Raw genomic sequence first — 24,257 nt, 5'->3', positions numbered from 1 at the left:
TTCTGAATAATTCAATATCAGTAGTTGGAATGTCTTTTTATAGATGACGATAAATATATTATGTAAACTAATGAAAATGTTCTTGACTATATAGGAAGATATTCTTACAATGAATCTTTATAATGGTTTGATAAAATTAGGAGTGATAGGGTGAAGGAAGCGAATCAATGGTCTTCGAAGCTCGGCTTTATTTTGGCCGCGGCAGGATCAGCTATCGGGCTTGGCGCGATATGGAAATTTCCATATGTAGCGGGAACCGGCGGAGGAGGCGCATTTTTACTTATTTTTATTTTATTTACGGTTTTAATCGGACTGCCTTTATTGTTTGGTGAATTCATCATAGGCAGAAAAACACAGAAAGATGCCGTTCAATCCTATAAAACACTTGCTCCGGGAACGAAGTGGCATTGGATCGGTTATTTAGGCATGGCGACGTGTTTTATTCTTTTATCTTTCTACAGCGTCGTCGGCGGGTGGATTTTAATTTATATTACAAAAGGCTTCACTGGCGGATTATCGCAAACATCTGGTTTTGATACGATATTTGCAAGTACAATTTCAAATCCTTATTTAGCTGTAGGAGGTCAGCTGCTCTTTATGGTGATCACCATTTTAGTTGTTGCCAAAGGGGTAAGCAGCGGAATTGAAAAAGCCAGCCAAGTGTTAATGCCGGCGCTTTTTATATTATTTGTCATATTAATGGTGCGCTCCGTTACACTTGATGGCGCCATGGAAGGGCTCAAGTTTTTCTTGATGCCCGACATAACAGCAATTGACGCTAATACGATTTTATATGCGATGGGCCAATCCTTTTTCTTATTAAGTGTCGGCGTATCTGTCATGGTAACGTATAGCTCTTATTTAGAGAAACAGGAAAATCTTGTGCAATCTGCTGTATCAGTAACGGTATTGAACATGCTTGTTGCTGTAATGGCCGGAATTGCGATTTTTCCAGCTGTATTTTCATTCGGCCTCAAACCAGACCAAGGGCCGGTTTTGTTATTTAACGTGCTGCCGACTGTGTTTAATCAAATGCCGTTCGGAATTATCTTTTTATTAGCATTTTTAATTCTATTTTTATTCGCGGCACTGACATCCGCTTTTTCAATGTTGGAAATTTTAGTCGCAGTGCTTTCTAAAGGCGATGTCAATAAGAGAAAACGATTCGCTTGGTTAGGCGGAATTGCCATTTTTATTGTCGGTGTGCCGTCTGCACTATCATACGGTGTATTAAGTGACGTTACTATTTTTCACTTGTCCATTTTTGATGCTGCCGACTATCTTGTGAGCAATATTTTAATGCCGTTAGGCGCGTTATTGATTTCTATATTTGTCCCGTTAAAAATACCGAAACAGGATTTGTTTGACGAGCTGAAAAGCGGTTCCAACCTTAAACGAAAGTGGTTTGCAGTTTGGCTGCTGCTCATTCGTTATCTATCTCCTGTTGCCATCATCATCGTATTTTTGCATGTGTTAGGCATTTTTTAAAACACGAAGCCCCCAGGAAAAGGGGGCTTTTTTTAATAGAGTTTCCAAACGACTTCTTTTGCCTGTTCAAAACGTTTTTCTGCCTCACGCCAATCCATGACATTCCACCAGTGGTCGACATAGCTCGCCCGGTCATTTTTATATTGCAAATAGTAGGCATGTTCCCATACGTCAAGCGCTAAAAGAGGAATCACATCCCATTGGCTGAAGAGCTGGTGCTTTTCTGCCGTTAAAATCTCCAGCCGTCCCGATCGAGGCGCCCAGACCAGGATGGCCCAGCCGACACCCTCCACTTTTTTTGCGGCCTGAGTAAAATGTTCTTTAAAAGCGGAATAGCTTCCAAATGAAAGATCAATCATTTGGAACAATGCTCCTGTAGGACGCCGTTTTCCGTTTGGATGCATCGAAAACCAGAAAATACTGTGTAAATAATGGCCTGCTCCATGGAATGCAAGCTCTCTTTCCCAATGAGTGATCAAGTCATAATTCTTTGTCGCTCTTGCTTTTTTAAGTTCTGTTTCTGCTTTATTCAGACCGTCAACATAGCTTTGGTGATGCTTCGTATGATGAAGGAACATAATGTCGCGTGAAATATAAGGTTCTAAGGCGGAATATTTGTACGGAAGCTTTGGAAGCACATGTTTCCCTATAGGGACATATGCGCGTCTTTCACTTGCATCCGCTGATTCTGTAATATCCCGATAAAGAGCAGCAGCCTGCTTATACCAATCTTCTTCTGTTGTTTGGTCATCTTCCAGTGCTGCTATCATCTTGTCGATTTGATCTTCAAACTGATCAAGCTCTCCTCGCTTTTGAATCTGGTCCTTAAGGGCTTCACACCAATTGAACATCTCTGTTTGATAAGATTCACGTTTCATTTATTGTCTCCTTTTCAATAGAATTCAAATATTTCCCGACAGCCAGCAAAGAGAATACATATGGATAACTGTGATAGCGGATATAAAATTGCTTTGGTAATCCGATCCCTGTTGGATACACCAGGTTATCGGCGCCATGAGAACTGCTGTCAGTAAGATATTGCATACCTTTCACCACAGATGGGTGTTCGGGGTTTTCGGATGTGAGCAAAGCGTCTAAAGCCCAGGCTGTCTGTACAATGGTTCCTCTATTACGCGGGACGTACGTTTTGACTTCGGCGCTTTTGCAGGATTCTCCCCAGCTGCCGTCATCTAGCTGTATGGATTTGAGCCAGCGCAGGGCCTTTTGTATAGCAGGGTGCTTCCGGTCAATCCCGCAGGCATGCAGACCCGTAAGAGCAGCCCATGTGCCGTATATGTAGCAAACACCCCATCTCCCGTACCATGACCCATTTTGTTCTTGATGTTCGAAAAGCCAGTTCACTGCGCGCTGAATATGTTGATGTTTTTCTGTGAAGCCTGCTTTCTCGCCTAAAAAGTGCAGCACACGTCCGGTAAGGTCGGCGGTTGAAGGGTCAACTGCCGCGTCCTCAGCGGATTCAAGCGGGAGAAGGCGGATCAGAGGATGGTTCACATTTTTCTCAAAAGCTGAAAATCCGCCGTCATTGTTTTGCATCGATAAAAGCCAAGACACTCCTCGCTCCCAAGCTGAAGGGGAATAACTGCGGGGAATCGCTTTTAATGCGGCTGCAGTGTCGTCACAGTCAGGGTTGTTTGTATTGATGTTTGAAAATCCCCAGCCGCCGGGATTTGCATCCGGATTTTTGACAGACCAATCCGCTACTTTGGTATGTTGGCGGTCTAGCAAAAAGGCAGCTGCTTTTGTAATAGGGCCGTCTGTTTCGGCCACGCCGTTTTTTTGAAGGGCATAGCTGATCAGAGCAGTGTCCCAAACAGTGGAAGTAGAGTTTTCCAGATAAGGAATCCCGCTGCACTCTGTCACTAGCGATTTAAGGCCTTTCAATGCCTTTCTGATGACATGAGAGTGGCGCGACATACCAAGCGACAGAAGGCTGTAAACCATAAATATGGTTGCGCTCGCATAGCTGTATAATGTTCCGTCTTTTTCGATTCGGTCCAGCATATATGTTTTAGCCGTCTGTAAGCCTAGCTGCTGAAAAGCAAAGGGTGCATGAAAAATACGTTTCCAATGTGACGAAATAGATGTGAGATCTCTTTCTTCAAAAGCATCAGATCGAAGCCAAGTGAAAGGGTTTTTTGTCATGTGCGGATCGAGATGGCGAAGAGATGGGATATTGCGGTTTTTAAGAACAAATCGCTGATTAAGTGTTACAGCCATAGGAGCAAAATGAATTCGGGCATAGGCGCTGAATTGATAGAAATGAACCGGTAATGTTGGGGGAAGCGCCATGAGCGATAATGGTAAATACAACACAGGCCAAGGATAGAGCCCGTTGGCGGCAAGCATCCATTTTGTCATGAAATGAACCTGCCTCAGTCCGCCATGGGCGATGATAAATTGTTCTGCTTTTCTCATGTGCGGGTCAGATCTGTGAAAACATCCTGAAGCCAGCATTCCGACATATCCTTGGACTGTAGCCGTTAGATTTCCGTTCGTTTCATCGGGATAATGGATGAATGTGCCGTCGGGTTGCTGTTTTTCACGAATGCCGGCTGCAAGCGCTGATATCAGTTCTTTTTCATGGTCACCATCATCAAGTGAGGTGAGGAGCAAAATAAAAAAGGAATTTGTCATGATTGGTCCTTCAAAGCAAAATGTCCACGAACCATCAGCATTTTGCCTGTCTTTTAACTCTGAAACGGTTTTATTTTGAAAACGCCTCACTTTCTTCTGAAGTGTGCTCATCACGCTCAACTCCTTCAGAAGCATATATATTCAGCGTCTTTTGCCGCCATTACAGAAAGAAAAAAAACTGCTGGCTGGCAGCAGTTTTTTTGACATGCATGTTAGTCTTCGAGATTAATCCATACGCTTTTGACTTCTGTGTAGTTATCTAAGGCATATGATCCCATTTCTCGTCCGAGCCCTGACTGTTTATAACCGCCAAACGGAGACGCCGCGTCAAACACATTATAGCAGTTCACCCAGACGGTTCCCGCTTGAAGACGGTCCGCGATATAGTGGGCATGCTTGACATTCTCTGTCCACAGTCCGGCCGCAAGTCCATATTCTGAATGATTCGCTCGGTCAATGACTTCATCGACTGTTTCATACGGAATCGCAGTCAGCACCGGTCCGAAAATTTCTTCTTTTGCGATCGTCATCTCGTCTTCAACATTCGCAAACACTGTCGGTGCGACAAAATACCCTTCTTCAAAAGGACAGCTTCCGCCAGTCACTGCTTTTGCTCCTTCGTCTTTTCCTTTTTGAATGTAGGAAAGAACCCGTTCGTGCTGTTCCTTGCTCACGAGAGGCCCGATTTGTGTATCCTTATGAAGTCCCGCTCCTTGGCGGAGTGATTCAGCATAGGACACCATCTCATCAATAACTTCATCATATTGGTCTTTATGAATGAACACACGCGACCCCGCACAGCAGACTTGGCCTTGGTTAAACATCACACCGTTTAAAGCGCCTGGGATGGCTTTTTTCAAATTGGCATCCGGCAGAAGAATATTAGGTGATTTTCCGCCCAGCTCCAATGTAACCCGCTTAATGCTTTTCGCAGCGGTGGCCATAATTTTCTTTCCGATTTCAGTGGAACCGGTAAAGGCAATTTTATCAACCGCCTCATGGTTCGTCAGCGTTTCTCCCGCATCTTCACCGAATCCCGGAATGATATTAATGACACCGTCCGGGAAGCCGGCTTTGTCAATTAATTCTGCCAAATAAAGAGCTGAAAGCGGTGTCTGTTCAGCCGGTTTGAGCACGATTGTACAGCCTGTCGCAAGAGCCGCACCCATTTTCCACATCGCCATCAGGAGCGGGAAATTCCATGGAATGATCTGGCCGACGACGCCGACAGGATCATGGCGCGTATAATTAAAATAGGCGCCGGAAACCGGGATCGTCTGTCCTGTTATTTTTGTACACCAGCCGGCGTAATAGCGCATATGCTCAATAGCCAGCGGAATATCTCCATTCGTCGTTTCATTTATCGGTTTCCCGTTATCAAGCGTTTCAAGCTGAGCAAGCTCAGTTTTATGTTCTTCCATTAAGTCTGCCAGCTTATACATCAGTCTGCTTCTTGAAGCTGGAGACATGGTTCTCCATTCGCCTTGGTCAAAGGCTTTGCGGGCAGCTTTAACCGCTTTGTCTACATCCGCAGCCTGGGCTTCATACAGCGTCATCAAGGTTTCGCCGGTCGCCGGGTTGGGAGTGTCAAAGGTTGCCCCTGAGGCACTCGGAACAAACTTTCCGTCAATATAAAGCTTCTTTGTTCCCTGTAAAAATGTCTCCAGCCTTTTCGTCACTTGCATCGTTAAAGAACTCATTCGTAACAAACCTCCAGTCATTTTTTATGGTCTGTTTTGAGATTCTTGGTGATAGCACATGGATTCCTTGATTCAATAGCAGAAAGAAGATATGACATTTGCTGTAAGAGTAAGCGTATACAAACATTCTATAATAGAAAACAAGTCAAAATCAATGAATAACCGATATTGCAATTTATAAAAGAAAAAAGCTACAATAAGCTTATAGATCAGTAAAGGAGATTTCATTTATGATTCATAACAATTGGCTTGAAAAAGAAACAATCAAAAAGGTGAAATGTGTGCAGACAAACGCAAAAAAATATATCGTGAACCGCGTTTTAACTCCGGGAAAAGAATATGAAGTGAAAAATGAAACAGAGGAGTTTCTGTTTGTGATCGACAATACGAATAAAGTCGGCGGCTATTATAAAGAATACTTCGAAGAGGTTTAATGCCTGAATCCTTAAAATATGAGCAGAAAATTTAATGAAATATAAAACCGCAGTTGGGCTGCGGTTTTTTTTTATGGTTAAAACAGGAAAAATAAAACAAAATTCAAGAAAACGTAAAAAACCAATTTTTCAAAAAATACTGCTGAATATTGAAACTTTTTTCTTTGTACGTGCGTATTACTTGATGCAACAGCTTAAAAGACGGAAAACAAATCAAAAATTTGAAAAATGTAATCTGTTCGTAATGGTTTAAATGTCTTCTATGTCGTATTCTTATATAGGGATAAAGGACTTATTTTTATGTAATGAATGTTAAAACAATTAGATAAATGCAGAAAGAGGGGTTCTTCATTGGGTATTTTTTCTGTTAGCAGATCAACAGACGCAAAGAAGCTTGAAGCTTTGCTTGTTGAAGGGGAAAGAATAGAATCGATTTATAAGCTCCGAGTTGATCAAATTTGCTTTACAAATAAACGGATCATTTTCTTTGACAATAAGATGTTTTCTAAAAAGAAGGTTCGTGTATTTCTCCCATATAAAACAATTGAAAGCTTTGCGATCCAAGAAGCGGGCATGTTTGATCCCGACACTGGATTATTGTTGATGACAAGAAGCAAAACCTTTGAATTAGAATTTGCAAAAGACACCGATTTAAGCGAAGTTCAAGCGGTGCTGACAAAGCACTTGTGCAGCTGAATATTTGATGAGCCAGCCGTTCAAAAATGGTTAGGCTTTTTTTATATAAAAACAGAGCAGAGTGCACATACTGTGTACCGCAAAAAGAGAATACCTGAAATATCATTACCGCCTGCGATTACGATTTGTTCAAAAAAGCAGCAGCTCAACTTTCTATCAAAGTTCCCATGTTTGACAGGCGGCAAAACGGGAATCAGGATAGAAAGGAGAGGATACACATGGCACTGACAAAAGAACAAACACAGCATCTCTACCATAAATTGCTCGATATGCAAAAAGAAATGTCTGGCGAAAAAAAGGAAACAAAATCAATGACGGAAGAAGTGGGGGAGCTTTCCAATGGAATTGACAACCATATGGGAGATCACGGCACGCTCGTCACAGATCGGATGACAGACCAAACGGTGAGAGAAATTGACCGGGAGCTGTTGGAAGAGGTCAACCATGCGTTACAAAAAATGAAAGACGGAACGTACGGAGTATGTGAAAAAACTGGCCAAGACATTCCTTATGAAAGGCTTGAAGCTGTTCCCTATGCAAGAATGACAGTTGAAGCTCAAGCTGATGCGGAGGATGATTTGGAGACAGATGCTCCGTCATTTGAAAGAGAGTTTCACGAACAGATAAAAGATCTATCCAATGAAGAAACAGTTGATCAAAAAAGCTCTCAGACGTATGAAATTTTGGATCGGGAACAAGATTCGAAGTGAAAATGGCAAGCAAGTACACCGATAGTAGATGTACTTGCTTTTTTTTGGGGAGAAATCTCATATTTAAAATAAAGTGTTTGACTTCTAGTGAAAAAGAAAGTAACATACTATTAGTAAGTAAATATAAAAAGTTTACCGGGAGGAATACAAATGTCTACAGTATTATTTGTAAAAACAAGCGACCGTACAGCTGAAGAAGGCGTTTCAACTAAACTTTACGAAGCTTTCTTAGCTGCTTATAAAGAAAACAACCCTGCGGATGAAGTGGTTGAATTAGATCTTCATAAAGAAAACCTTCCTTACCTTGGAAGAGATATGATTAACGGAACATTTAAAGCAGGTCAAGGAATGGAAATGACAGAAGAAGAGAAAAAACAAGCAGCAATTGCTGACAAATATCTGAATCAGTTTGTAAAAGCTGACAAAGTTGTTTTCGCATTCCCACTTTGGAACTTCACAGTGCCGGCAGTGCTTCATACTTATGTTGATTACCTGTCTCGTGCAGGCGTTACATTCAAATACACACAAGAAGGGCCAGTTGGTTTAATGGGCGGCAAAAAAGTTGCGCTTCTTAACGCGCGCGGCGGTGTTTATTCTGAAGGACCAATGGCTGCACTTGAAATGTCATTAAACTTCATGAAAACAGTTCTTGGTTTCTGGGGTGTTCAAGACTTGCACACAGTTGTCATCGAAGGACATAACGCAGCGCCTGATCAAGCACAAGAAATCGTTGAAAAAGGTTTACAAGAAGCAAAAGATCTTGCTGCAAAATTCTAATTATGCCAAAACTCCTATCGTTGTGATAGGAGTTTTTTGTTTACACATTATATAGAAGAAAGTGATCATTCCTCTTAGCGAAAAAGGCTGTTTTTTTATTGTAATATATTTTGTCTTTGTCAAATTGTCATATATAATAGCGAAAAAGCAGTTTTAATCGCTGGAAAAAGTTTTTCTGAACAATTGTTCTGGCCCCTTGATAAAAATCAGCTGATGGTGTACTATATAAAAGAAGCTACTTTGTGCGTATTGTTAATTAAGTTTTAACCTTTAAGCTGTAATAGGGAGTTTTATATCGAAGCCGGAATGTCACGCCTCCATTGTAGAGGACGACAGGAACGCTTCTGCAAACACCCACTTTGAGGAGTGGTGGTTTAAAACTTTCTTACTTGCATACGGCAAGACGTAGCGAAAGCCATTTCCTTTTTGGAAATGGCTTTTTATTTTATCTAAAAAAGCTTGATATCGTGAAAATTCAGTTTCTGTTTGAAAGAAATGAAGAGCACTTTTTTATGATATGATGGGAGAAATTCAAGAAAAAGCGAGGTTTACACGTTATGTTACATAGAGCCCAATCCCTTCTGGCCCATTATTTTGGCTATGAAAAGCTTCGCAGCGGCCAAGAGGAAGCGATCCGCTCGGTGACGGAAGCGAGGCAAAACACGGCCTGCATTATGCCGACGGGAGGAGGCAAATCGATTTGCTATCAAATTCCGGCCCTGATGTTTGAAGGGACAACGATCGTCATTTCGCCGTTGATTTCCTTGATGAAGGATCAAGTCGATGCGTTAGAAGAAGCGGGAATTAATGCTGCCTACATTAACAGCACACAATCTAATCAGGAAATATATGAGAGGCTGAACGGGCTCAAAGAAGGGGCTTATAAGCTTTTTTACATTACACCGGAGCGATTAACATCTACAGAGTTTATTCGGATTTTGCAGGGCATTGATGTTCCTTTAGTCGCAATAGATGAGGCTCACTGTATTTCTCAATGGGGACACGATTTCAGGCCAAGCTACAGAAATATTGAAATATTATTCCGAGAATTACATGACAAACCTGTCATCATAGCATTAACAGCAACGGCCACACCCGAAGTTCATGAGGATATCTGCAAACAGCTGCATATTCAAAAAGATCATACGGTATATACCGGATTTTCTCGAGACAATTTAACGTTTAAAGTAGCAAAAGGAGAAAATAAAGATCGTTTTATTGATGAATATGTGCAAAACAACAAACATGAAGCAGGCATTGTCTATACAGCGACCAGAAAAGAAGCTGATCGGATTTATGAGAAACTGAAACGAAATCAGATCAGTGCAGGGCGGTATCACGGGGGCTTGGCTGACGATGTGAGAAAAGAGCAGCAGGAAAGATTTCTTAATGATGAGCTGCAGGTTATGGTGGCAACCTCTGCTTTTGGAATGGGCATTGATAAATCCAATATTAGATTTGTGCTGCATGCCCAAATTCCGAAAGATATGGAAAGCTATTATCAAGAGGCTGGACGAGCTGGGCGGGACGGTCTTGAAAGTGAATGTGTTCTCCTGTTTTCACCGCAGGATATTATGGTACAGCGTTTTTTAATAGAACAATCAGAGCATGAAGAGAAACAAAAGCAGGATTTGAAAAAGCTGAGACAAATGGTCGACTATTGTCACACGGAAGATTGTCTGCAGCGTTTTATCCTTATGTATTTTGGAGAAAAGGAGCCTGATGCGTGTGGACAGTGCGGAAACTGTACTGATACTAGAACGGCCCATGACGTGACACGAGAGGCGCAAATGGTCTTATCGTGTATCATTCGCATGAAAGAACGGTTTGGCAAGACGATGGTTGCACAGGTGCTGGCCGGATCTAGAAATAAAAAAGTTCTTGAAAACGGCTTTACCGATCTCTCAACATACGGGATATTAAAACACCAATCAGTAGGGGAAATCAGTGACTTTATCGAATTTCTTATTTCTGACGATTTCATTAGGATGTCAGACGGAACGTTTCCGACTCTTTTAGTCAGCAGTAAAGGAAGGAATGTACTGAGAGGGGAATTATCAGTCACAAGAAAAGAAGCATTAAAAGCGGCAGCGATTACTGAAAATGATGAGCTGTTTGAGCGTCTGCGCATGGTTCGCAAAGATATTGCGGCAGAGCAGGGTGTTCCGCCTTTTGTTGTTTTCTCTGACCAAACGTTAAAAGAAATGTCGGGCAAACAGCCCGTAAATGACGAGGAACTTTTGTCTATAAAAGGAGTCGGAGAACAAAAAAGAGCAAAATACGGCCGGCTTTTTTTACAAGAAATACAAGCTTATGCAAGGGTGACAGACTAAAAAAACAGAAAATCAATATTTTTTTATATAAAAAACTCATTTTATTTTCTCTATTTTGCCTCAGATTAAAAAGACTTGCGAAGCCTATTATATCAGGGGTTCAGCAAGTCTTTCCAGCCGAGAGAAATCCTTCATGTAAAGGAACTGTAATCTAAATCATATCTTTTTGTTATTGATTTGACATTTACGTGTGTTACGATAGCACCTGTTAGCCGCCAATAAAAAGCTAACAAGGGAGGATTTACTTATGAAGAAGACGATTATGTCCTTTGTAGCAGTTGCTGCACTTTCATCAACTGCATTCGGAGCTCACGCTTCTGCAAAAGAAATCACGGTGCAAAAGGGTGATACGCTCTGGGGAATCTCTCAGAAAAACGGAGTGAACCTAAAGGACTTAAAAGAATGGAACAAGTTAACTTCTGATAAAATCATTACAGGAGAAAAACTGACCATTTCTTCAGAAGAAACAACCACTACTGGGCAATATACAATTAAAGCGGGAGACACGCTGACAAAGATTGCTCAACAATTCGGAACGACAGTCAACAACCTGAAAGTTTGGAATAACCTAAGCTCTGACATGATCTATGCTGGATCAACACTTTCAGTAAAAGGTCAGGCAACAGCAGCAAACGCAGTTACTGAGAATACGCAAACAAGCGCACCTCAAACTCAAACAAAACAAGAAGCTGTGCAAAAAGAGCAACCTAAACAAGAAACAGTTCAACAACAACCAAAACAAGAAACAAAGGCTGCAGCAGAAACTTCTGTTCCTACAGAAGAAAAGGCTGTTCAATCAAATACAAATCATCAAGAAGCTTCAAAAGAACTAACAGTTACTGCTACTGCTTACACTGCTAACGACGGCGGCATTTCCGGCGTTACAGCAACAGGCATTGACTTAAATAAGAACCCGAACGCGAAAGTTATCGCGGTTGATCCTAATGTGATTCCTCTAGGTTCTAAAGTCTATGTTGAAGGCTACGGTGAAGCAACAGCAGGAGATACTGGCGGCGCTATTAAAGGTAACAAAATCGATGTATTTGTACCAAATAAAAGTGATGCATCCAATTGGGGCGTCAAAACTGTAAGTGTAAAAATCTTAAACTAATCATATAGATTGTGATAAAAGACGCGAGCTTTTGGCTTGTGTCTTTTTTTCGTTCTGTGTAAAGATGTTTCTATCTTATGCTGATAAAAGAAAAGCGGTCCTGATGTTTTTCGCGTGTGAAAAATGGGTAGATGGTATATGTCCCTATCATCTAACTATTTTGCAGAAGGAGTTGCTGACTGTTGCTTTGGATTATTGTATCTTTTCTGGTTATCAATATCGGGATATTTCTATTTTCATGGCGGAGAACAAAGGAGGTTAACTTGCAATCGTCCGATGGATATTTTCTCGGAGGAAGAAGTCTGACTGCGTTATATATCGGAAGCTCGCTGCTGTTAACCAATTTATCAACAGAGCAGATGGTTGGGTTAAATGGACAAAGCTATGCAGGGTCTATGACAGCGATGTCATGGGAAGCGAGTGCGCCGCTTGCGTTAATTTTTCTGGCGCTTGTCTTTTTGCCTCGTTATTTAAAAACAGGAATTACTACCATACCTGATTTTCTAGAGAAGCGGTTTGATCAAAGAACAAGACAGATCGTTTCGGTGCTGCTTATCATCGGCTACGCTGTTTCATTCCTGCCGACAGTACTGTATTCAGGCGCTCTCGTGTTAAATCAAGTCTTCCGCATTACAGATACATTTGGCATCAGCACATTTATGGCTGTTTTGCTGATATCCTTAATCATTGGCGTAACGAGCTGCTGTTATATCTTTTTTGGCGGATTGAAAGCTGCTGCATCAGCAGATGCCATATACGGAATCGGATTAATTTTAGGCGGTTTTTTTATTGTGATATTAGGAGTTCTTGCAGTCGGACAAGGCAGCTTTGGGGGCGGAGTTGCACAGCTGACGGCTTTACATACAGACAAACTCAATTCAATTGATATCAGCAATTCGGCAGATGTGCCGTGGCCGACGATTTTAACAGGACTATTAGTGAATAATCTCTTTTATTGGGCTGTTAACCAAGCGATTGTTCAGCGGACATTAGGAGCGAAAAATCTAGCTGAAGGACAAAAGGGCGCTCTTTTAGCAGGTTTCTTTAAACTTATTGGTGTGTTTTATTTAGTCGTCCCCGGAGTGATTGCCTTTCATTTATATGGAGGCGGCATTAAAAATGCTGACAGTGTATATCCCCGGCTGATCGTCGATTTATTGCCGGCATCGCTTACCGGTGTATTCGCCGCTATTTTATTCGGAGCGATTTTAAGCTCGTTTAACGGCTCTCTGAACAGTACCATTACGTTGTTTACTCTGGACATATACAAACCGGTCTTTAAGCCTCATGCAAATGAAGCTGAGCTGGTCAAAACAGGGCGGATTTTTGTCGCGGTTCTCGGGCTGGTATCGATTGTCATCGCACCCTTTATTTTATATGCGCCATCAGGGCTGTACAACTATCTTCAAGAGATGTTCGGATTTTTTAATGTTCCGATATTAGCAGCGATCGTCATTGGCTTCTTTACAAAAAAAGTGCCGGCTTTAGCTGTGAAAATAGCAATACCAGCCCATATTGTTTTATATGGCTTATCAAAAATCTATTTAGGGCACATTCATTTTCTATACATCCTTGCCGTACTCTTTCCATTTTCAGTGGCTGTGATGCTTCTGACAGGAAAGCTGTATCCCAGGGAAACGGACTATAAGCTCGATCACAACCCGCAAGTGGATATAACACCTTGGAAGCACGTAAAGCTGGCGTCCTGTATCATTCTGATTTTAGTTGCGGCGACGTACCTTGTGTTTTCACCATGGGGAATTGCGGGTTAGCAAAAAGGATCTTGGCACCTGCCAAGATCCTTTTTATTTAAACCAGCCTTTTTCCTTTGACCGGGTAATGGCTTCTATTCGGTTTTTCACTTCAAGTTTGTCTAGAATCATTGAGATATAATTTCGCACCGTCCCGCTTTTGATGCTGAGTTCCTGAGCGATTTCTTTTGTGTTTTTACCGTCAGCCACAAGTTCGAGCACTTCTTTTTCTCTGTCTGTAAGAGGGTTAGCCTCGCTGTATATGTCCTCCATCAGCTCAGGTGCATAGATGCGTTTTCCGTTCATGACGCTTCGGATGGCGCTCGCGAGCTCTTCGCTCGGACTGTCTTTTAACAAATAGCCCTTAACGCCGGCTTTAATGGCTCTCTGAAAGTAGCCGGGTCTGGTAAAAGTGGTTAGGATAATAATGTTACAGCCTGTGTCCTTTAACTCCTCAGCAGCTTCAAGCCCCGTTTTTCCGGGCATTTCAATGTCCATAATGCATACATCAGGCTGATGTTTTTTGACAAAATCAACAGCATCTTGACCGTTTGTACCTTTGCCGACAACTTCCATATCGTCTTCTAAATTCAGAAGTGATCCTAAAGCGCCCAAGAGCATTTGCTGATCTTCCGCAATAAATATACTAATCATGTAAGCCATCCTTTTTTGTTTATTTTGAGTTATTAGGAATTGACATGGTAAGCTTGGTGCCGTTTTTTGTATCAATGTGTAGGCTCCCGTTTGCAAATTCAAGCCGTTCTCTCATGCCAAGCAGGCCATGTCCTTTTGAAAAGTACTTCTCTTCACCTTGAAACGTTCCATCGTCAGTCACTGTAATGACAACTTCCTTCCAGAGCTGTTGAATGTCGACTCGGCAGGTCTTAGCCTGACTGTGTTTGACGACATTAGTGACAGCTTCCTTTAAGCACATGCTTAATATGTTTTCATTAAGCAATGAGATATTATCCGGCAATTGATCTTCCTCGTAGATAAACGTAATGCCGGCTGCTTCAAGAATTTGTTTGATGTTTATGATTTCATCCTTTAGCCGGATGCCTTTCATGGAAGATACGATTTTTCTGACTTCATTTAAAGAAGTTCTCGCAGTTTGCTGAACGCTTTTTAGTTCACGTGTTGCTTGTTCAGGGTCTTTGTATATCAATTTTCTCGCCAAGTCGCTTTTTAAACCGATTAGAGAAAGCTTTTGCCCAAGTGTATCGTGGAGGTCACGGGCAATTCGCTGCCGCTCTTCTAATTTCACCAGGTCAGCAATCCGTTCATTTGCATTCTCGAGTTTTTCTTCGAGTCGTTCGCGTTCTTTGCGGCTTCTAATACTGAACGGCAATAAAATCGCGCTGATGAGGGTAATGACGACAAAAGGAATTTGAGTCAGAAAGAATTCTTTTTTTAATACGAGGCTGAAATTGGCTGCGACGGCAGCGCTTATTAAATGGACGTAATATAAAATATGAAAAGGGACACGTTCTTTTATGTTTCCAATAAAATAAGCGATAAAAAAAGCAAAATAAATATAACTGAACAGCGTAATGGAGGCTGTTGAAATGCCGATTAATAAAAACGCCCACAAATAAATGGCCCAGCCTTTTGAGACAAAAGCAAATCTATATATCGAAAAAAATAAAAGCGTCAAAATGATGCCGATGATGATAACAAATGTAGATGATGATTGCCATATAAAGTAGAAGGGAAGGATGAAAAATATCGTCCATATATAAGGCGTAATCCCGCTTAGTTTTTGAAATGTAAAATGTTTTTTAATCATGATATTCCCTCATTTTCAGCTTTTCATCTTATATGTAACTTTATCATTGCGAAAGCCAGAATGCACCCTTGAACAATAAAAAGGAAGCCTTCTTGTGTATAAGAGAAGACCTCCTTCATCATCAGGCGTTCCGCAGTTTCTGTTTTTCTGTTGAATCAGGCGGAGGGCTGGAAGGGATATGTTTGATATCCCGAAATGATACAAATTGTTTTTTATCTTCATCCCAAAGGCGGAATCCAAGTGACTGCAGACTTGTTTTTAAGGTAATTGTCGGTACGTTTTTCAATGGTTCGTGATGTTTATGAGCAACTTCAAGCTTATAGTTAGGCACCTTTGGACTCAAATGGTGAACATGGTGGTACCCGATATTGCCTGTGAGCCATTGAAGCAGTTTCGGGAGTTGATAAAATGAACTGCCTTCCACAGCTGCCTGGACATAGCTCCAGTTTTCATCTGCTTCAAAATAAGAATCTTCAAAGGTATGCTGCACATAAAACAGCCAAACCCCGATTGAACCTGAAATCAGAAAAATAGGGCCCTGCACCAGTAAAAACGATTGCCAGCCAAAGATCAGACAGCAAGCAGCAGCCAACGCTACAATTGCCACATTCGTAAGATATGTGTTTACACGTTCTTTACGTCTTGCGCCTTTTTTGTTAAAACGGTTAGTAATCAGAAAAACATAAATCGGTCCGAGAATAAACATGATAAACGGATTTCTATAAAGCCTATATGCAAGCTTTGTTCGTGTAGATGCAGCTTTATATTCGTTTACTGTTAACATCCAGATGTCTCCTGTCCCGCGTTTATCCAGATTGCTGCTTGTCGCATGATGAATCGAATGGCTATGCTGCCATTGAAGATAAGGAAATAAAGTCAGGACACCGGTCACAAAACCGAGAATATGGTTAAAGCGCTTTTGTTTGAAAAATGATTGATGGCAGCAGTCATGGAATATGATAAAAATTCTCGTCAAAAATCCTGCGGCAATTACTGTTAATGCTATCGTAAGGAGATAGGAGACATTGAGGCTGAAATAAGCAAGAAACCACAGTCCGAAGAAAGGGATAAACGTGTTCAAAAGCTGAATCAGGCTGTTTTTTGTTTCGGGTTTAGCAAAAGCAGCGACTTGCTTTGTCAGCTGTTTTTGTTTATGTGCAATGGTTTGTTCAGTCATAGTAAGTATCCTCTCATTGTGTGTCTCGGTTAAGTATACGCTAATCAGAGAAGGGTTTTGTAGTAGCACACATCATGCATCATATATGACATTTGTCATGGCTCCTCGTGCGGCTTGCATAACTGTTTGCACTAAAAAAGCTTGTAAAAAAATTTACAAGCTGATTAATGTTTGTCGATCCATATTCGTGATGTACCCGCAACAGCTTCAACCCTGCATGTTCCCCCTATAGGAAACGTGGCAATTGGTGAGGTGTGTCCGGCATTTATATTTGCGATGATTGGGAGGCCGGATAATTCTTTTTTTGTTTTAATCATGGCTGTTACCTGCTCTATTGATACATTTGATGCTTTTTGAAATCTGCCGATTAAAATCGCTTTCACATGAGAAAAAGCGGGGAGGTGGATGAGTGATTGCAGATCGCGGTCAAACATGTGGATGTCTGACATATAATCATCTTCTATCAATAAAATCGTATTTTCTGTTTCTGGAAAATACTCCGTTCCCTGCAGCAAATTAAGCGTGCATAGGTTTCCGCCAATCAAAGTGCCTTCCGCATAACCCTCTTGAATCACAACAGGGCCGTTATGAGGATAAAAGTGCCTGTTTTCTTGATCCAAATACCAGCGGTCATCGCTCCATTCGCTCGAAGGATGAATCTGAAACGGGTCGTCCGAAGCGCAGCAAGAAAGAAAATACTCTTTTGTATATTCGAGTCCTTTTTTCATTGCGAATGTTGAAAAATGGGGACCTGAATACGTAACAAGACCCGTTTTTTGATAAATGGCGTTGCCGAGGGCCGTTATATCGGAATAGCCGCACAGAATTTTTGGATGCTGTTTGATTTTTTCGAAATCAAGATAGCGCAGCAGCTGATTTGAATTGAAACCTCCAAGTGTTGTTAAAATCGCTTTGACACCTGGATCGAAAAAGGCAGCGTGCAGATCATGAACTCTTGATTCGATAGAGGATGAATCAAATTCGTTACATTCATTTGCGTGTTCAGCGATGGTTACTCGATAACCTAAGCGTTCTAATGTGGTTTTTGCTTGAATTTTTGCTTCATTTGATAATTTAGACATGCTGGTCGCGGGAGACACGATCCGGATTTCGTCTCCCTTTTTCAACTTTGCGGCGATCATAGCACCCTCCATTAATGGTTTTATACCATTACAGCATATCTTGGCTCATTCTTCCAGACTTCTTTACAAATCGACCCACTTAATGCTGCCTGATTGTGTATCATGATCGACGCATACTTGGAATTGATGTTTTTCATAAAAATGAATCAGCCGGTCTACATGATTCCAATCACGCTTGGCAATGTCGCCTGTGACTTTCGGAATATTGTGGTCTCTGGCGATATCTTTTAAATATTTCATGCAAATGGAACCAAACCCGTGATTCGGAGGGCCTTTTATGTCCCCGATATGAATGGCATCATCCTTGTAAGACGCTACAAGTGAAAAATTGCCTTTTCCTCTGTAAGCCGTTTTACAATCAGTAAGCATAATTTTGCATGTTTGGCCATCATCAATCGAGGAAACAATCAACCACTCTTCATGTTTCGATTGATCAATACCAAGCACTTTGGCATCTTTAGATAGATCCTTCATATTCTCCTGCATGCGGTAAATTTGAAATTCTAAATCATTCAGTTCTTCTTCAAGTTCTTCGCGATTTTTTTCTTTAACAGTAAACAAGATCAAACTCCTTTCAGAAATCAGCTTAGAAACACAGTTACCAATTGTATTAGATGAAAGGAGCATTGTAAATAATAAAACGAATATTACTAGAAATTAGCGCAAAGTAAGGTTTGATCGTTTTTAAGAGAGGAAAAAGAAAACTAACCTGTGAAAAAGGAGGAATCGGAATGGCGATTGATTCATTGATTAAGAAATTAAAGTATGTCCAATTGGAACCGCCCGATAAAATTCTCTCCCTATATCTTAATACAGACATGAGAGATCCAGAGCAGCAGGGGGGAGAATGGAAGATTGCCCTAAAGTCAGGATTCGGCCGATTAAAAGAGTATTTGGCAGCAAGTGATCCAGAGGAAGAGAAGTGTCTGCAAGGTATCAGAACGAAAATTGAGCAACACCTCAATGAAATGGGTAAAGACATGCCCCGCAGTCTCGTGTTTTTTGTTTCCGATAGCGGTATATGGGAACCAATTAAGCTTCAAATCCCTGTAGAAACAAGATTTTACTGGGAAGAAACAGCTGTTCTGGACCAGCTAAAAGGGTTACGCCAAACGTACCCAAGTACGGCGTTTATTTTAACTCAGCAGCATGAAGTGAAAATTATTGAAACAGTATTAGGTGAAATTGAGGCGGTTGAGCATTATGAGTATGATATCATCAATGAGTCGTGGGAGAATCGCCATTCCTCTGCAAAAAAAGCGGTACCGTTTGAAGAGGACCGAATGAGGGAACATGTAACAGAGAACCAGACAAGACTGTATAAGCGGCTGGCTGCCAACCTTGATCAAAAAGCGGCCGCGAAAAGATGGGAACGAATGGTCATCGCCGGTGATAAAGAAACAGCGGATATTTTGGATCAGCATATGAATAAACCGATTCATTCGAAAATTCAAAAGAACCTTCTGAATGAAAATGAACATAAGGCCATTGAGCATTTAATCAAAGAGGCGTGAACCGAACAGGGCCGGGGCTACAAGCCGCCGGCCTTTGAAGTGTGTCTAATTTCTGACGAAGCATACGAAAACGTTGACAACCTCTTCGAATTTGCATACGATTTGGATAGCCAGTACAAATAGGAGAGGTCATCAAATGAATCAAACAGAAAATAAACCGAAAAATTATACGGGGATTGTCCTTACGCTGACAGTTCTGATTAACGGTTTAATCGCAGTGCTGTTTTTTATGCCTAAATTAGATCAGTTCAGCCATGCGAATATTCACATTTTGCCTATGCTGAATGCGATATTCAACAGCTTTACGTTTATCTTCTTATTGGCCGCGCTGATTATGATTAAACAGAAAAATATTAAAGCTCATAAACGCTTTATTTTAGCCGCTTTCACAACAACATTACTATTTTTGATTTGTTATGTTGTTTACCATTCGATTGCAGAGAATACGCTGTATGGCGGAGAAGGTATTATGCGTTCGATTTACTTCTTTATCTTAATTACGCATATCTTCCTTTCTGCAATCATTGTGCCGCTTGCGCTATTTACACTAATCAGAGGCTTCAGCATGCAGGTGGAGCGCCATAAAAAAATAGCCAGATGGACAATGCCTCTGTGGCTGTATGTAAGCCTTACAGGCGTTGTAGTATATCTGATGATATCACCGTATTATTAAAAGCCATACTGAGTATGGCTTTTTTGCGCTTGTAAATATGGCAAAAGCCCAAATCAGTTGGGCTTTTGCCAATAAATTGATAGACTCCTATTCATGAGCCTTTGATTCCATAGTTTCAAGTGTTGCAACCTGTAAAGATTCTTCAACAGTTTTTGTTTTTTCTTTTACTTTTTCTGCATACGTGTAATCACCGTAGCAATACGGATAGCGGAAATTATTCACATTTCCCCCGCAAGTATACAAATCGGGATTTTTTTTGACTTGCTGCTCGGAGTATTGTTTTGCCAATTCCTCAGTATGCGCGCCTCCATGATCAGCTACAAAATCAATGTAACCTGCCCCCATGTTATAGCTTTGAATAATGGTATCCAAATCCACATCTTTTTCCTTACCGGTCTTGTACATGAGGGTAAATTGCTTGATGCCTTGTTTAACACTGAGTTGAGGGTCTGTTATCTCATTGCGTTTTAACCCCAGAGATTCAGAGGACTGCATGGGATCATTGCCTTTTCCTTTTGACTCCTGATACATCATGCCAAGTATGAGTGATGTATAATGAGAGAGTCCTTGATTTTCAAGCTCGTCTTCCACCAGCGGTTTATAATCGGTTAAACGTTCCAAAACAATCGTTTTTGTATCGATCGGAAGTTTTTTGATTAAATCCCGGTTGAAAAAAAGCAACATCAACAAAAAAGAGGCGGTGACAAAGACAAAAATCATTATAAAACCCGCAGCAGCGAAACAGCCTTTTCTCTTTTTCTTCACTGTGTTTCACCCTTAATGTTTGAAGCAATATGACCTTTTTATTATGACACAGAACGGTATATCAGACCAAGTAAAAACCTGATTTGAAACATAAATTTAAACTATGAGATTGAATTGGAATACAAGTGGACTGGTTTGCACCCAAGCACATTTGTTATAAGATAAAACTACGAATAAAGAAAGGTGATACAGATGACTGAATTTAGAGAAACGGACCGGACAGCTGCTGATCTGGACGAGGAAACGCTGTTTCTAGTCGCACAAACATTCAAAGCGCTTTCTGATCCTACCAGAATCAGGATTCTCCATTTATTATCCCAGGGTGAACATGCTGTAAACGGAATTGCGGAAAAGCTGAATTTACTGCAATCTACTGTCTCCCACCAGCTCAGATTCTTAAAAAATCTCCGGCTTGTCAAATCGCGCAGAGAAGGAACATCCATTTACTACTCTCCGGAGGATGAACACGTTTTAGATGTTCTTCAGCAAATGATCCATCATACACAACATGATTAAAAAAGATATCCTTGCTTAATCGCTGCTAGCGGGCAAGGATGTCTTTTTCTTTATTGCGTCTGTTCTGATCGAGTTCGTTTCTGCTGAGCTTAATGACAAAAGAGGAAAACCCGATATAATAAACAGCTATCAGAAAAAAGACGCCAATTGTCAGAGGATCTGTTCCGATTGACTGACTGTACGATTCAAGGCTGTTTAGATCAGGCGAGGTAAGATAGAGCTCTGTCACTCGATAAAGAAATCTTGATAGAAATAAGGTTAAAAGAATCATTTCTACCCAAATATGAGTGCGAAAATAGATTTTTCCTCTGCGTTTTTCAAAGGAGATATTTTTCTTGGCGAAAAAGACAAGGAGCCAGCCGCCAAGAATGCCGAAAATGAGATATCCATATAAAAAAGGGTGAATGACGCTGAAGATCGAAAGACCAAAAGCAAACAGTGAGAAAAGAATCATACGGGTAAACAGCCAGCGAGGCTTCAGCGGCTGATATCCAATAGACCTTTTAATTTTTTTATACAGAAAAAAGATAATAATCATGGCAGGATAAATGCTCTGAAGTGTAAGATGCATGATGTGAAATCCCCTCCGTTGAGAAGTGTATGCTTATCCGGTTCAAAATAGTAGCTGAAAACAATACTGAACACAAAAAAGAAGGGGAAACCCCTGTTTTCATAACATATGCGGAGGTTCTTTGGGCTGCATAATAGATATGCCCAAGCGTTATAAAAATGTTATGATTAATTTCTCTGGAAAACAATAGAAGAAAAGGTGCACAAAATGAAACTGGAACGTTTGTTAGCAATTGTTGTGTTATTAATCAGCAAAAAACAAGTGCAGGCCGCTGAACTTGCTGAGATGTTTGAAGTATCCGTCAGAACAATTTACCGTGATATTGATACGATCAATAGGGCTGGTATTCCGATTGTGACCTCACAGGGCTCCGGGGGCGGAATTGGCATTATGGAAACGTATCGGCTTGAGAGAGAGTGGCTGAAAGAGGAGGAACTATTTGCGATTGCTTCTGCTTTGCAGAGTGTCTCATCTATGTACGAACCTGTTTCTCACAGCACAGCTTATCAAAAAATCAAGCACCTCATACCGGAGCAATCTGCTGAAGCATTTAAGCACCAAACAGAAAAATGGTTTATTGACATGACGGCTTGGGGCCGAACTGAGGATCAAAAGGCGCTTCGTGAGAAAATCAGTGCCGCCATTGATCGATTGTCGACGGTATCATTTACATATACAAACGCAAGCGGGGAAACACTTCTTCGTGAAACGGAACCTTACACTTTGGTTTGCAAGGCGGGGCACTGGTATTTATATGCCTATTGTCTAGTTAGAAACGATTTTCGCTTTTTTAAACTGAACCGAATGAAAGATCTGACCATTTTATATCAATCATTCACCAGAAAAGACATTCAGCTGGAGACTTTGCCGTGGGATAAGAACTGGTACCAAAAGGACCGTTTAACTGAACTGGTCATTCTTGTTCAGCCGGCAGCACGTCAGCGCATACGTGAATGGTTCGGATATGATGTTCTTCATTGTGATGAAGTTGAGAACTGCCGGGCCGTGATTTCTCTTCCTGAAGATCAATGGCTGATCGGTTTTTTGCTGCAGTTTGGAAAGGATATTGAGATTCTGAAACCTCTTCATATACGGGAAAAAGTAAAAGATACCCTTAATCAGATGCAAAAAGTATATGAAACCTGACATACTGCTGTCAGGTTTCTTTTTTTATAATCTAAGTAAAAAGGAGGGATCGTATGAGTTTTTCACATATGACAAACTTAAAACAGAAACGGTTTGCCGGACTTTCACGGCAGACAAGCAACGCATTGGAAATGACGGAAGAAAGGCGGATCCCGGCACTGTGGGATCAATTCTGGCAGCAGGATATGAGCATTCTTTTCTCACAGGCTGAAAAAGATCAAAGCATTATCGCCTTATATTCCAATTACGAGCAGGAGACGAATGGGTTTTACACGTTTTCAGTCGGAACGTTTCAGGAGGACAGCCGAACTCTTCCAGAACCATATGAAAACATTGATCTGCCGGCTTCCGCTTATGCTGTATTCACTTCCAGAATCGGCCCTATTGAAGAGGTTGTGCTTGAAACGTGGAAGGAGATTTGGGCTTGGGATAAGCGTTATCTGCGTACATTTACAGGTGACTTTGAGGTGTATGATCAAAGTGCAGCAGTACCTCACCGAGCGCAGGTTAATATTTATGTAGCCATAAATAAATAATAACTCTTGATAAACTAATGGTGTTAGTTAATAATAAAACTAACACCATTAGTTTTATTAGGGGGAATGAAAAGATGAGAGTTACTCAGTACCAAACGGTTTGGCAGATGACTTTTTTTCCGAGATTATTTCCGGTCAATTGCTATTTAGTAGAGGAAGAAAACGAAGTCACCCTGATTGATGCCGCACTGCCGGGCAGCTATAAAGGAATCATTCAAGCTGTAAATCAGCTGGGAAAACCGCTTCAGCATATTTTACTGACCCATGCCCATGGTGATCATGTCGGATCACTGGATGCATTGACACAAGCATTTCCTCACGCAAAGGTGATGATCTCAGAACGGGATTCTTTCCTGATGCAAGGCGACACATCGCTGCGTCATGATGAGCCGCAGACACCTATAAAAGGAGGTATTCCGAAACACGTGCAAACAAAGCCTCACCATCTGCTGACAGGCGGTGAAACAATAGGTTCACTGCTCGCTATTCCTACACCAGGCCATACACCGGGCAGCATGTCATTTCTTGATACGAGAAACGGCACTATCATAGCTGGAGATGCGTTCCAATTGCGCGGAGGAATCGCTGTATCAGGCCAGATGAAATGGGCGTTTCCTTTTCCCGCTTTCGCCACATGGAATAAGGAGGAAGCCATTAAAAGCGCTCAATCGCTCGCCGACAAGTCGCCTTCCTGTCTCGCTGTCGGACATGGGAATTTCCTTAGGTCACCCGCAGAACGGATGCGCCAGGCGATCCAAAAAGCAAAGAAAGGATGA

24 protein-coding genes and 1 other RNA gene are annotated in these 24,257 nt (G+C 41.4%); 15 read left to right on the top strand and 10 right to left on the bottom strand.

All coding sequences use genetic code 11. The features are described 5' to 3' along the window. Positions 1-150 precede the first annotated feature (150 nt). A complete protein-coding gene (locus ABZM97_RS10835) occupies positions 151-1,488 on the top strand; it encodes a sodium-dependent transporter (protein WP_202327489.1) in 1,338 nt (445 codons plus the stop codon). A 32-nt stretch (positions 1,489-1,520) separates the two neighbouring features. Here the strand turns inward: ABZM97_RS10835 and ABZM97_RS10830 are convergent, their stop codons facing one another. The 3 genes from ABZM97_RS10830 to dhaS all read right to left on the bottom strand — a co-directional run bounded on the left by ABZM97_RS10830 (position 1,521) and on the right by dhaS (position 5,843). Further along, complete coding sequence (locus ABZM97_RS10830; protein ID WP_087993844.1) at positions 1,521-2,366, bottom strand: superoxide dismutase; 846 nt, start codon at positions 2,364-2,366, stop codon at positions 1,521-1,523. Next, entirely contained in the window at positions 2,356-4,254 is a 1,899-nt protein-coding gene (locus ABZM97_RS10825) for a prenyltransferase/squalene oxidase repeat-containing protein (RefSeq protein WP_202327490.1), read from the bottom strand. The genes ABZM97_RS10830 and ABZM97_RS10825 overlap by 11 nt, the downstream gene beginning before the upstream one ends. 101 nt (positions 4,255-4,355) lie before the next feature. Then, a complete protein-coding gene (gene dhaS, locus ABZM97_RS10820; protein WP_087993842.1) occupies positions 4,356-5,843 on the bottom strand; it encodes an aldehyde dehydrogenase DhaS in 1,488 nt (495 codons plus the stop codon). Between the two features lie 230 nt (positions 5,844-6,073). Here dhaS and ABZM97_RS10815 point away from each other — a divergent pair, with 230 nt between their 5' ends. The 8 genes from ABZM97_RS10815 (at position 6,074) to ABZM97_RS10780 (ending at position 13,676) form a co-directional block, all read left to right on the top strand. Continuing rightward, entirely contained in the window at positions 6,074-6,277 is a 204-nt protein-coding gene (locus ABZM97_RS10815; protein ID WP_003241656.1) for a DUF6501 family protein, read from the top strand. A 351-nt stretch (positions 6,278-6,628) separates the two neighbouring features. Beyond that, positions 6,629-6,973, top strand: coding sequence for a PH domain-containing protein (locus tag ABZM97_RS10810; RefSeq protein ID WP_003220141.1), 345 nt, complete (start codon positions 6,629-6,631; stop codon positions 6,971-6,973). Positions 6,974-7,191: 218 nt separating this feature from the next. Beyond that, positions 7,192-7,683, top strand: a complete 492-nt coding sequence (locus tag ABZM97_RS10805) for a TraR/DksA family transcriptional regulator (RefSeq protein ID WP_087993840.1) — start codon at positions 7,192-7,194, stop codon at positions 7,681-7,683. Positions 7,684-7,833: 150 nt separating this feature from the next. After that, positions 7,834-8,460: an FMN-dependent NADH-azoreductase AzoJ gene (azoJ, locus tag ABZM97_RS10800; RefSeq protein ID WP_148961599.1), complete on the top strand. Its 627-nt coding sequence runs from the start codon at positions 7,834-7,836 to the stop codon at positions 8,458-8,460. A gap of 229 nt (positions 8,461-8,689) precedes the next feature. Next, positions 8,690-8,876, top strand: a non-coding RNA gene (gene ssrS, locus ABZM97_RS10795) — 6S RNA. Positions 8,877-9,017: 141 nt separating this feature from the next. Next, positions 9,018-10,793, top strand: coding sequence for a DNA helicase RecQ (gene recQ, locus ABZM97_RS10790; protein WP_087993838.1), 1,776 nt, complete (start codon positions 9,018-9,020; stop codon positions 10,791-10,793). A 247-nt stretch (positions 10,794-11,040) separates the two neighbouring features. Further along, positions 11,041-11,904, top strand: a complete 864-nt coding sequence (locus ABZM97_RS10785) for a LysM peptidoglycan-binding and 3D domain-containing protein (RefSeq protein ID WP_087993837.1) — start codon at positions 11,041-11,043, stop codon at positions 11,902-11,904. A 182-nt stretch (positions 11,905-12,086) separates the two neighbouring features. Further along, positions 12,087-13,676 carry a solute:sodium symporter family transporter gene (locus tag ABZM97_RS10780; protein ID WP_087993836.1) on the top strand — a complete coding sequence of 530 codons (1,590 nt, stop codon included), beginning with the start codon at positions 12,087-12,089 and terminating at the stop codon, positions 13,674-13,676. Between the two features lie 33 nt (positions 13,677-13,709). Here the strand turns inward: ABZM97_RS10780 and desR are convergent, their stop codons facing one another. The 5 genes from desR to ABZM97_RS10755 all read right to left on the bottom strand — a co-directional run bounded on the left by desR (position 13,710) and on the right by ABZM97_RS10755 (position 18,321). Continuing rightward, positions 13,710-14,309, bottom strand: a complete 600-nt coding sequence (gene desR, locus ABZM97_RS10775; protein ID WP_087993835.1) for a two-component system response regulator DesR — start codon at positions 14,307-14,309, stop codon at positions 13,710-13,712. A gap of 19 nt (positions 14,310-14,328) precedes the next feature. Beyond that, entirely contained in the window at positions 14,329-15,441 is a 1,113-nt protein-coding gene (locus ABZM97_RS10770) for a sensor histidine kinase (protein ID WP_087993834.1), read from the bottom strand. 121 nt (positions 15,442-15,562) lie between these two features. Next, positions 15,563-16,618: a fatty acid desaturase DesE gene (gene desE / locus ABZM97_RS10765; RefSeq protein ID WP_087993833.1), complete on the bottom strand. Its 1,056-nt coding sequence runs from the start codon at positions 16,616-16,618 to the stop codon at positions 15,563-15,565. A 164-nt stretch (positions 16,619-16,782) separates the two neighbouring features. After that, positions 16,783-17,760 (bottom strand): LD-carboxypeptidase, encoded by a 978-nt coding sequence (locus tag ABZM97_RS10760; RefSeq protein WP_333516508.1) that lies wholly within the window; start codon positions 17,758-17,760, stop codon positions 16,783-16,785. Positions 17,761-17,823: 63 nt separating this feature from the next. Next, entirely contained in the window at positions 17,824-18,321 is a 498-nt protein-coding gene (locus ABZM97_RS10755; RefSeq protein WP_087993878.1) for a hypothetical protein, read from the bottom strand. A gap of 170 nt (positions 18,322-18,491) precedes the next feature. On the opposite strand from ABZM97_RS10755, the gene ABZM97_RS10750 reads away from it, so the two are divergent. Then, positions 18,492-19,274 (top strand): VLRF1 family aeRF1-type release factor, encoded by a 783-nt coding sequence (locus tag ABZM97_RS10750; protein WP_087993877.1) that lies wholly within the window; start codon positions 18,492-18,494, stop codon positions 19,272-19,274. A 136-nt stretch (positions 19,275-19,410) separates the two neighbouring features. Then, entirely contained in the window at positions 19,411-19,947 is a 537-nt protein-coding gene (locus tag ABZM97_RS10745; protein WP_087993876.1) for a DUF420 domain-containing protein, read from the top strand. An 87-nt stretch (positions 19,948-20,034) separates the two neighbouring features. On the opposite strand, the gene ABZM97_RS10740 is transcribed toward ABZM97_RS10745, so the two are convergent. After that, positions 20,035-20,712: a lysozyme family protein gene (locus ABZM97_RS10740; protein ID WP_087993875.1), complete on the bottom strand. Its 678-nt coding sequence runs from the start codon at positions 20,710-20,712 to the stop codon at positions 20,035-20,037. Between the two features lie 192 nt (positions 20,713-20,904). Between ABZM97_RS10740 and czrA the strand changes: the two genes are divergently transcribed. Further along, on the top strand, positions 20,905-21,228 hold the full coding sequence (czrA, locus tag ABZM97_RS10735; protein WP_014114065.1) for a Zn(II)-responsive metalloregulatory transcriptional repressor CzrA: 324 nt from the start codon (positions 20,905-20,907) through the stop codon (positions 21,226-21,228). Between the two features lie 25 nt (positions 21,229-21,253). Here the strand turns inward: czrA and csk22 are convergent, their stop codons facing one another. Next, a complete protein-coding gene (gene csk22 / locus ABZM97_RS10730) occupies positions 21,254-21,799 on the bottom strand; it encodes a mother cell-specific sporulation protein Csk22 (RefSeq protein WP_087993874.1) in 546 nt (181 codons plus the stop codon). 207 nt (positions 21,800-22,006) lie between these two features. On the opposite strand from csk22, the gene ABZM97_RS10725 reads away from it, so the two are divergent. The 3 genes from ABZM97_RS10725 to ABZM97_RS10715 all read left to right on the top strand — a co-directional run bounded on the left by ABZM97_RS10725 (position 22,007) and on the right by ABZM97_RS10715 (position 24,257). Then, positions 22,007-22,945 (top strand): YafY family protein, encoded by a 939-nt coding sequence (locus ABZM97_RS10725; protein WP_087993873.1) that lies wholly within the window; start codon positions 22,007-22,009, stop codon positions 22,943-22,945. Between the two features lie 53 nt (positions 22,946-22,998). Continuing rightward, positions 22,999-23,481 (top strand): GyrI-like domain-containing protein, encoded by a 483-nt coding sequence (locus ABZM97_RS10720; protein WP_087993872.1) that lies wholly within the window; start codon positions 22,999-23,001, stop codon positions 23,479-23,481. A 74-nt stretch (positions 23,482-23,555) separates the two neighbouring features. Beyond that, a complete protein-coding gene (locus tag ABZM97_RS10715) occupies positions 23,556-24,257 on the top strand; it encodes an MBL fold metallo-hydrolase (protein ID WP_087993871.1) in 702 nt (233 codons plus the stop codon).

It is taken from the genome of Bacillus vallismortis, assembly GCF_040784915.1.
GTDB lineage: Bacteria > Bacillota > Bacilli > Bacillales > Bacillaceae > Bacillus > Bacillus subtilis_G.
This window is presented reverse-complemented; position numbering and strand designations above follow the sequence as displayed.

Bases quoted from the DNA above. Each gene is read 5' to 3' on its own strand.
- ABZM97_RS10830 (WP_087993844.1), bottom strand. From the start codon at position 2,366: ATGAAACGTGAATCTTATCAAACAGAGATGTTCAATTGGTGTGAAGCC.
- ABZM97_RS10825 (WP_202327490.1), bottom strand. From the start codon at position 4,254: ATGAGCACACTTCAGAAGAAAGTGAGGCGTTTTCAAAATAAAACCGTT.
- dhaS (WP_087993842.1), bottom strand. From the start codon at position 5,843: ATGAGTTCTTTAACGATGCAAGTGACGAAAAGGCTGGAGACATTTTTA.
- ABZM97_RS10815 (WP_003241656.1), top strand. From the start codon at position 6,074: ATGATTCATAACAATTGGCTTGAAAAAGAAACAATCAAAAAGGTGAAA.
- ABZM97_RS10805 (WP_087993840.1), top strand. From the start codon at position 7,192: ATGGCACTGACAAAAGAACAAACACAGCATCTCTACCATAAATTGCTC.
- azoJ (WP_148961599.1), top strand. From the start codon at position 7,834: ATGTCTACAGTATTATTTGTAAAAACAAGCGACCGTACAGCTGAAGAA.
- recQ (WP_087993838.1), top strand. From the start codon at position 9,018: ATGTTACATAGAGCCCAATCCCTTCTGGCCCATTATTTTGGCTATGAA.
- ABZM97_RS10785 (WP_087993837.1), top strand. From the start codon at position 11,041: ATGAAGAAGACGATTATGTCCTTTGTAGCAGTTGCTGCACTTTCATCA.
- desR (WP_087993835.1), bottom strand. From the start codon at position 14,309: ATGATTAGTATATTTATTGCGGAAGATCAGCAAATGCTCTTGGGCGCT.
- ABZM97_RS10770 (WP_087993834.1), bottom strand. From the start codon at position 15,441: ATGATTAAAAAACATTTTACATTTCAAAAACTAAGCGGGATTACGCCT.
- desE (WP_087993833.1), bottom strand. From the start codon at position 16,618: ATGACTGAACAAACCATTGCACATAAACAAAAACAGCTGACAAAGCAA.
- ABZM97_RS10760 (WP_333516508.1), bottom strand. From the start codon at position 17,760: ATGATCGCCGCAAAGTTGAAAAAGGGAGACGAAATCCGGATCGTGTCT.
- ABZM97_RS10750 (WP_087993877.1), top strand. From the start codon at position 18,492: ATGGCGATTGATTCATTGATTAAGAAATTAAAGTATGTCCAATTGGAA.
- ABZM97_RS10745 (WP_087993876.1), top strand. From the start codon at position 19,411: ATGAATCAAACAGAAAATAAACCGAAAAATTATACGGGGATTGTCCTT.
- czrA (WP_014114065.1), top strand. From the start codon at position 20,905: ATGACTGAATTTAGAGAAACGGACCGGACAGCTGCTGATCTGGACGAG.
- csk22 (WP_087993874.1), bottom strand. From the start codon at position 21,799: ATGCATCTTACACTTCAGAGCATTTATCCTGCCATGATTATTATCTTT.
- ABZM97_RS10725 (WP_087993873.1), top strand. From the start codon at position 22,007: ATGAAACTGGAACGTTTGTTAGCAATTGTTGTGTTATTAATCAGCAAA.
- ABZM97_RS10720 (WP_087993872.1), top strand. From the start codon at position 22,999: ATGAGTTTTTCACATATGACAAACTTAAAACAGAAACGGTTTGCCGGA.
- ABZM97_RS10715 (WP_087993871.1), top strand. From the start codon at position 23,556: ATGAGAGTTACTCAGTACCAAACGGTTTGGCAGATGACTTTTTTTCCG.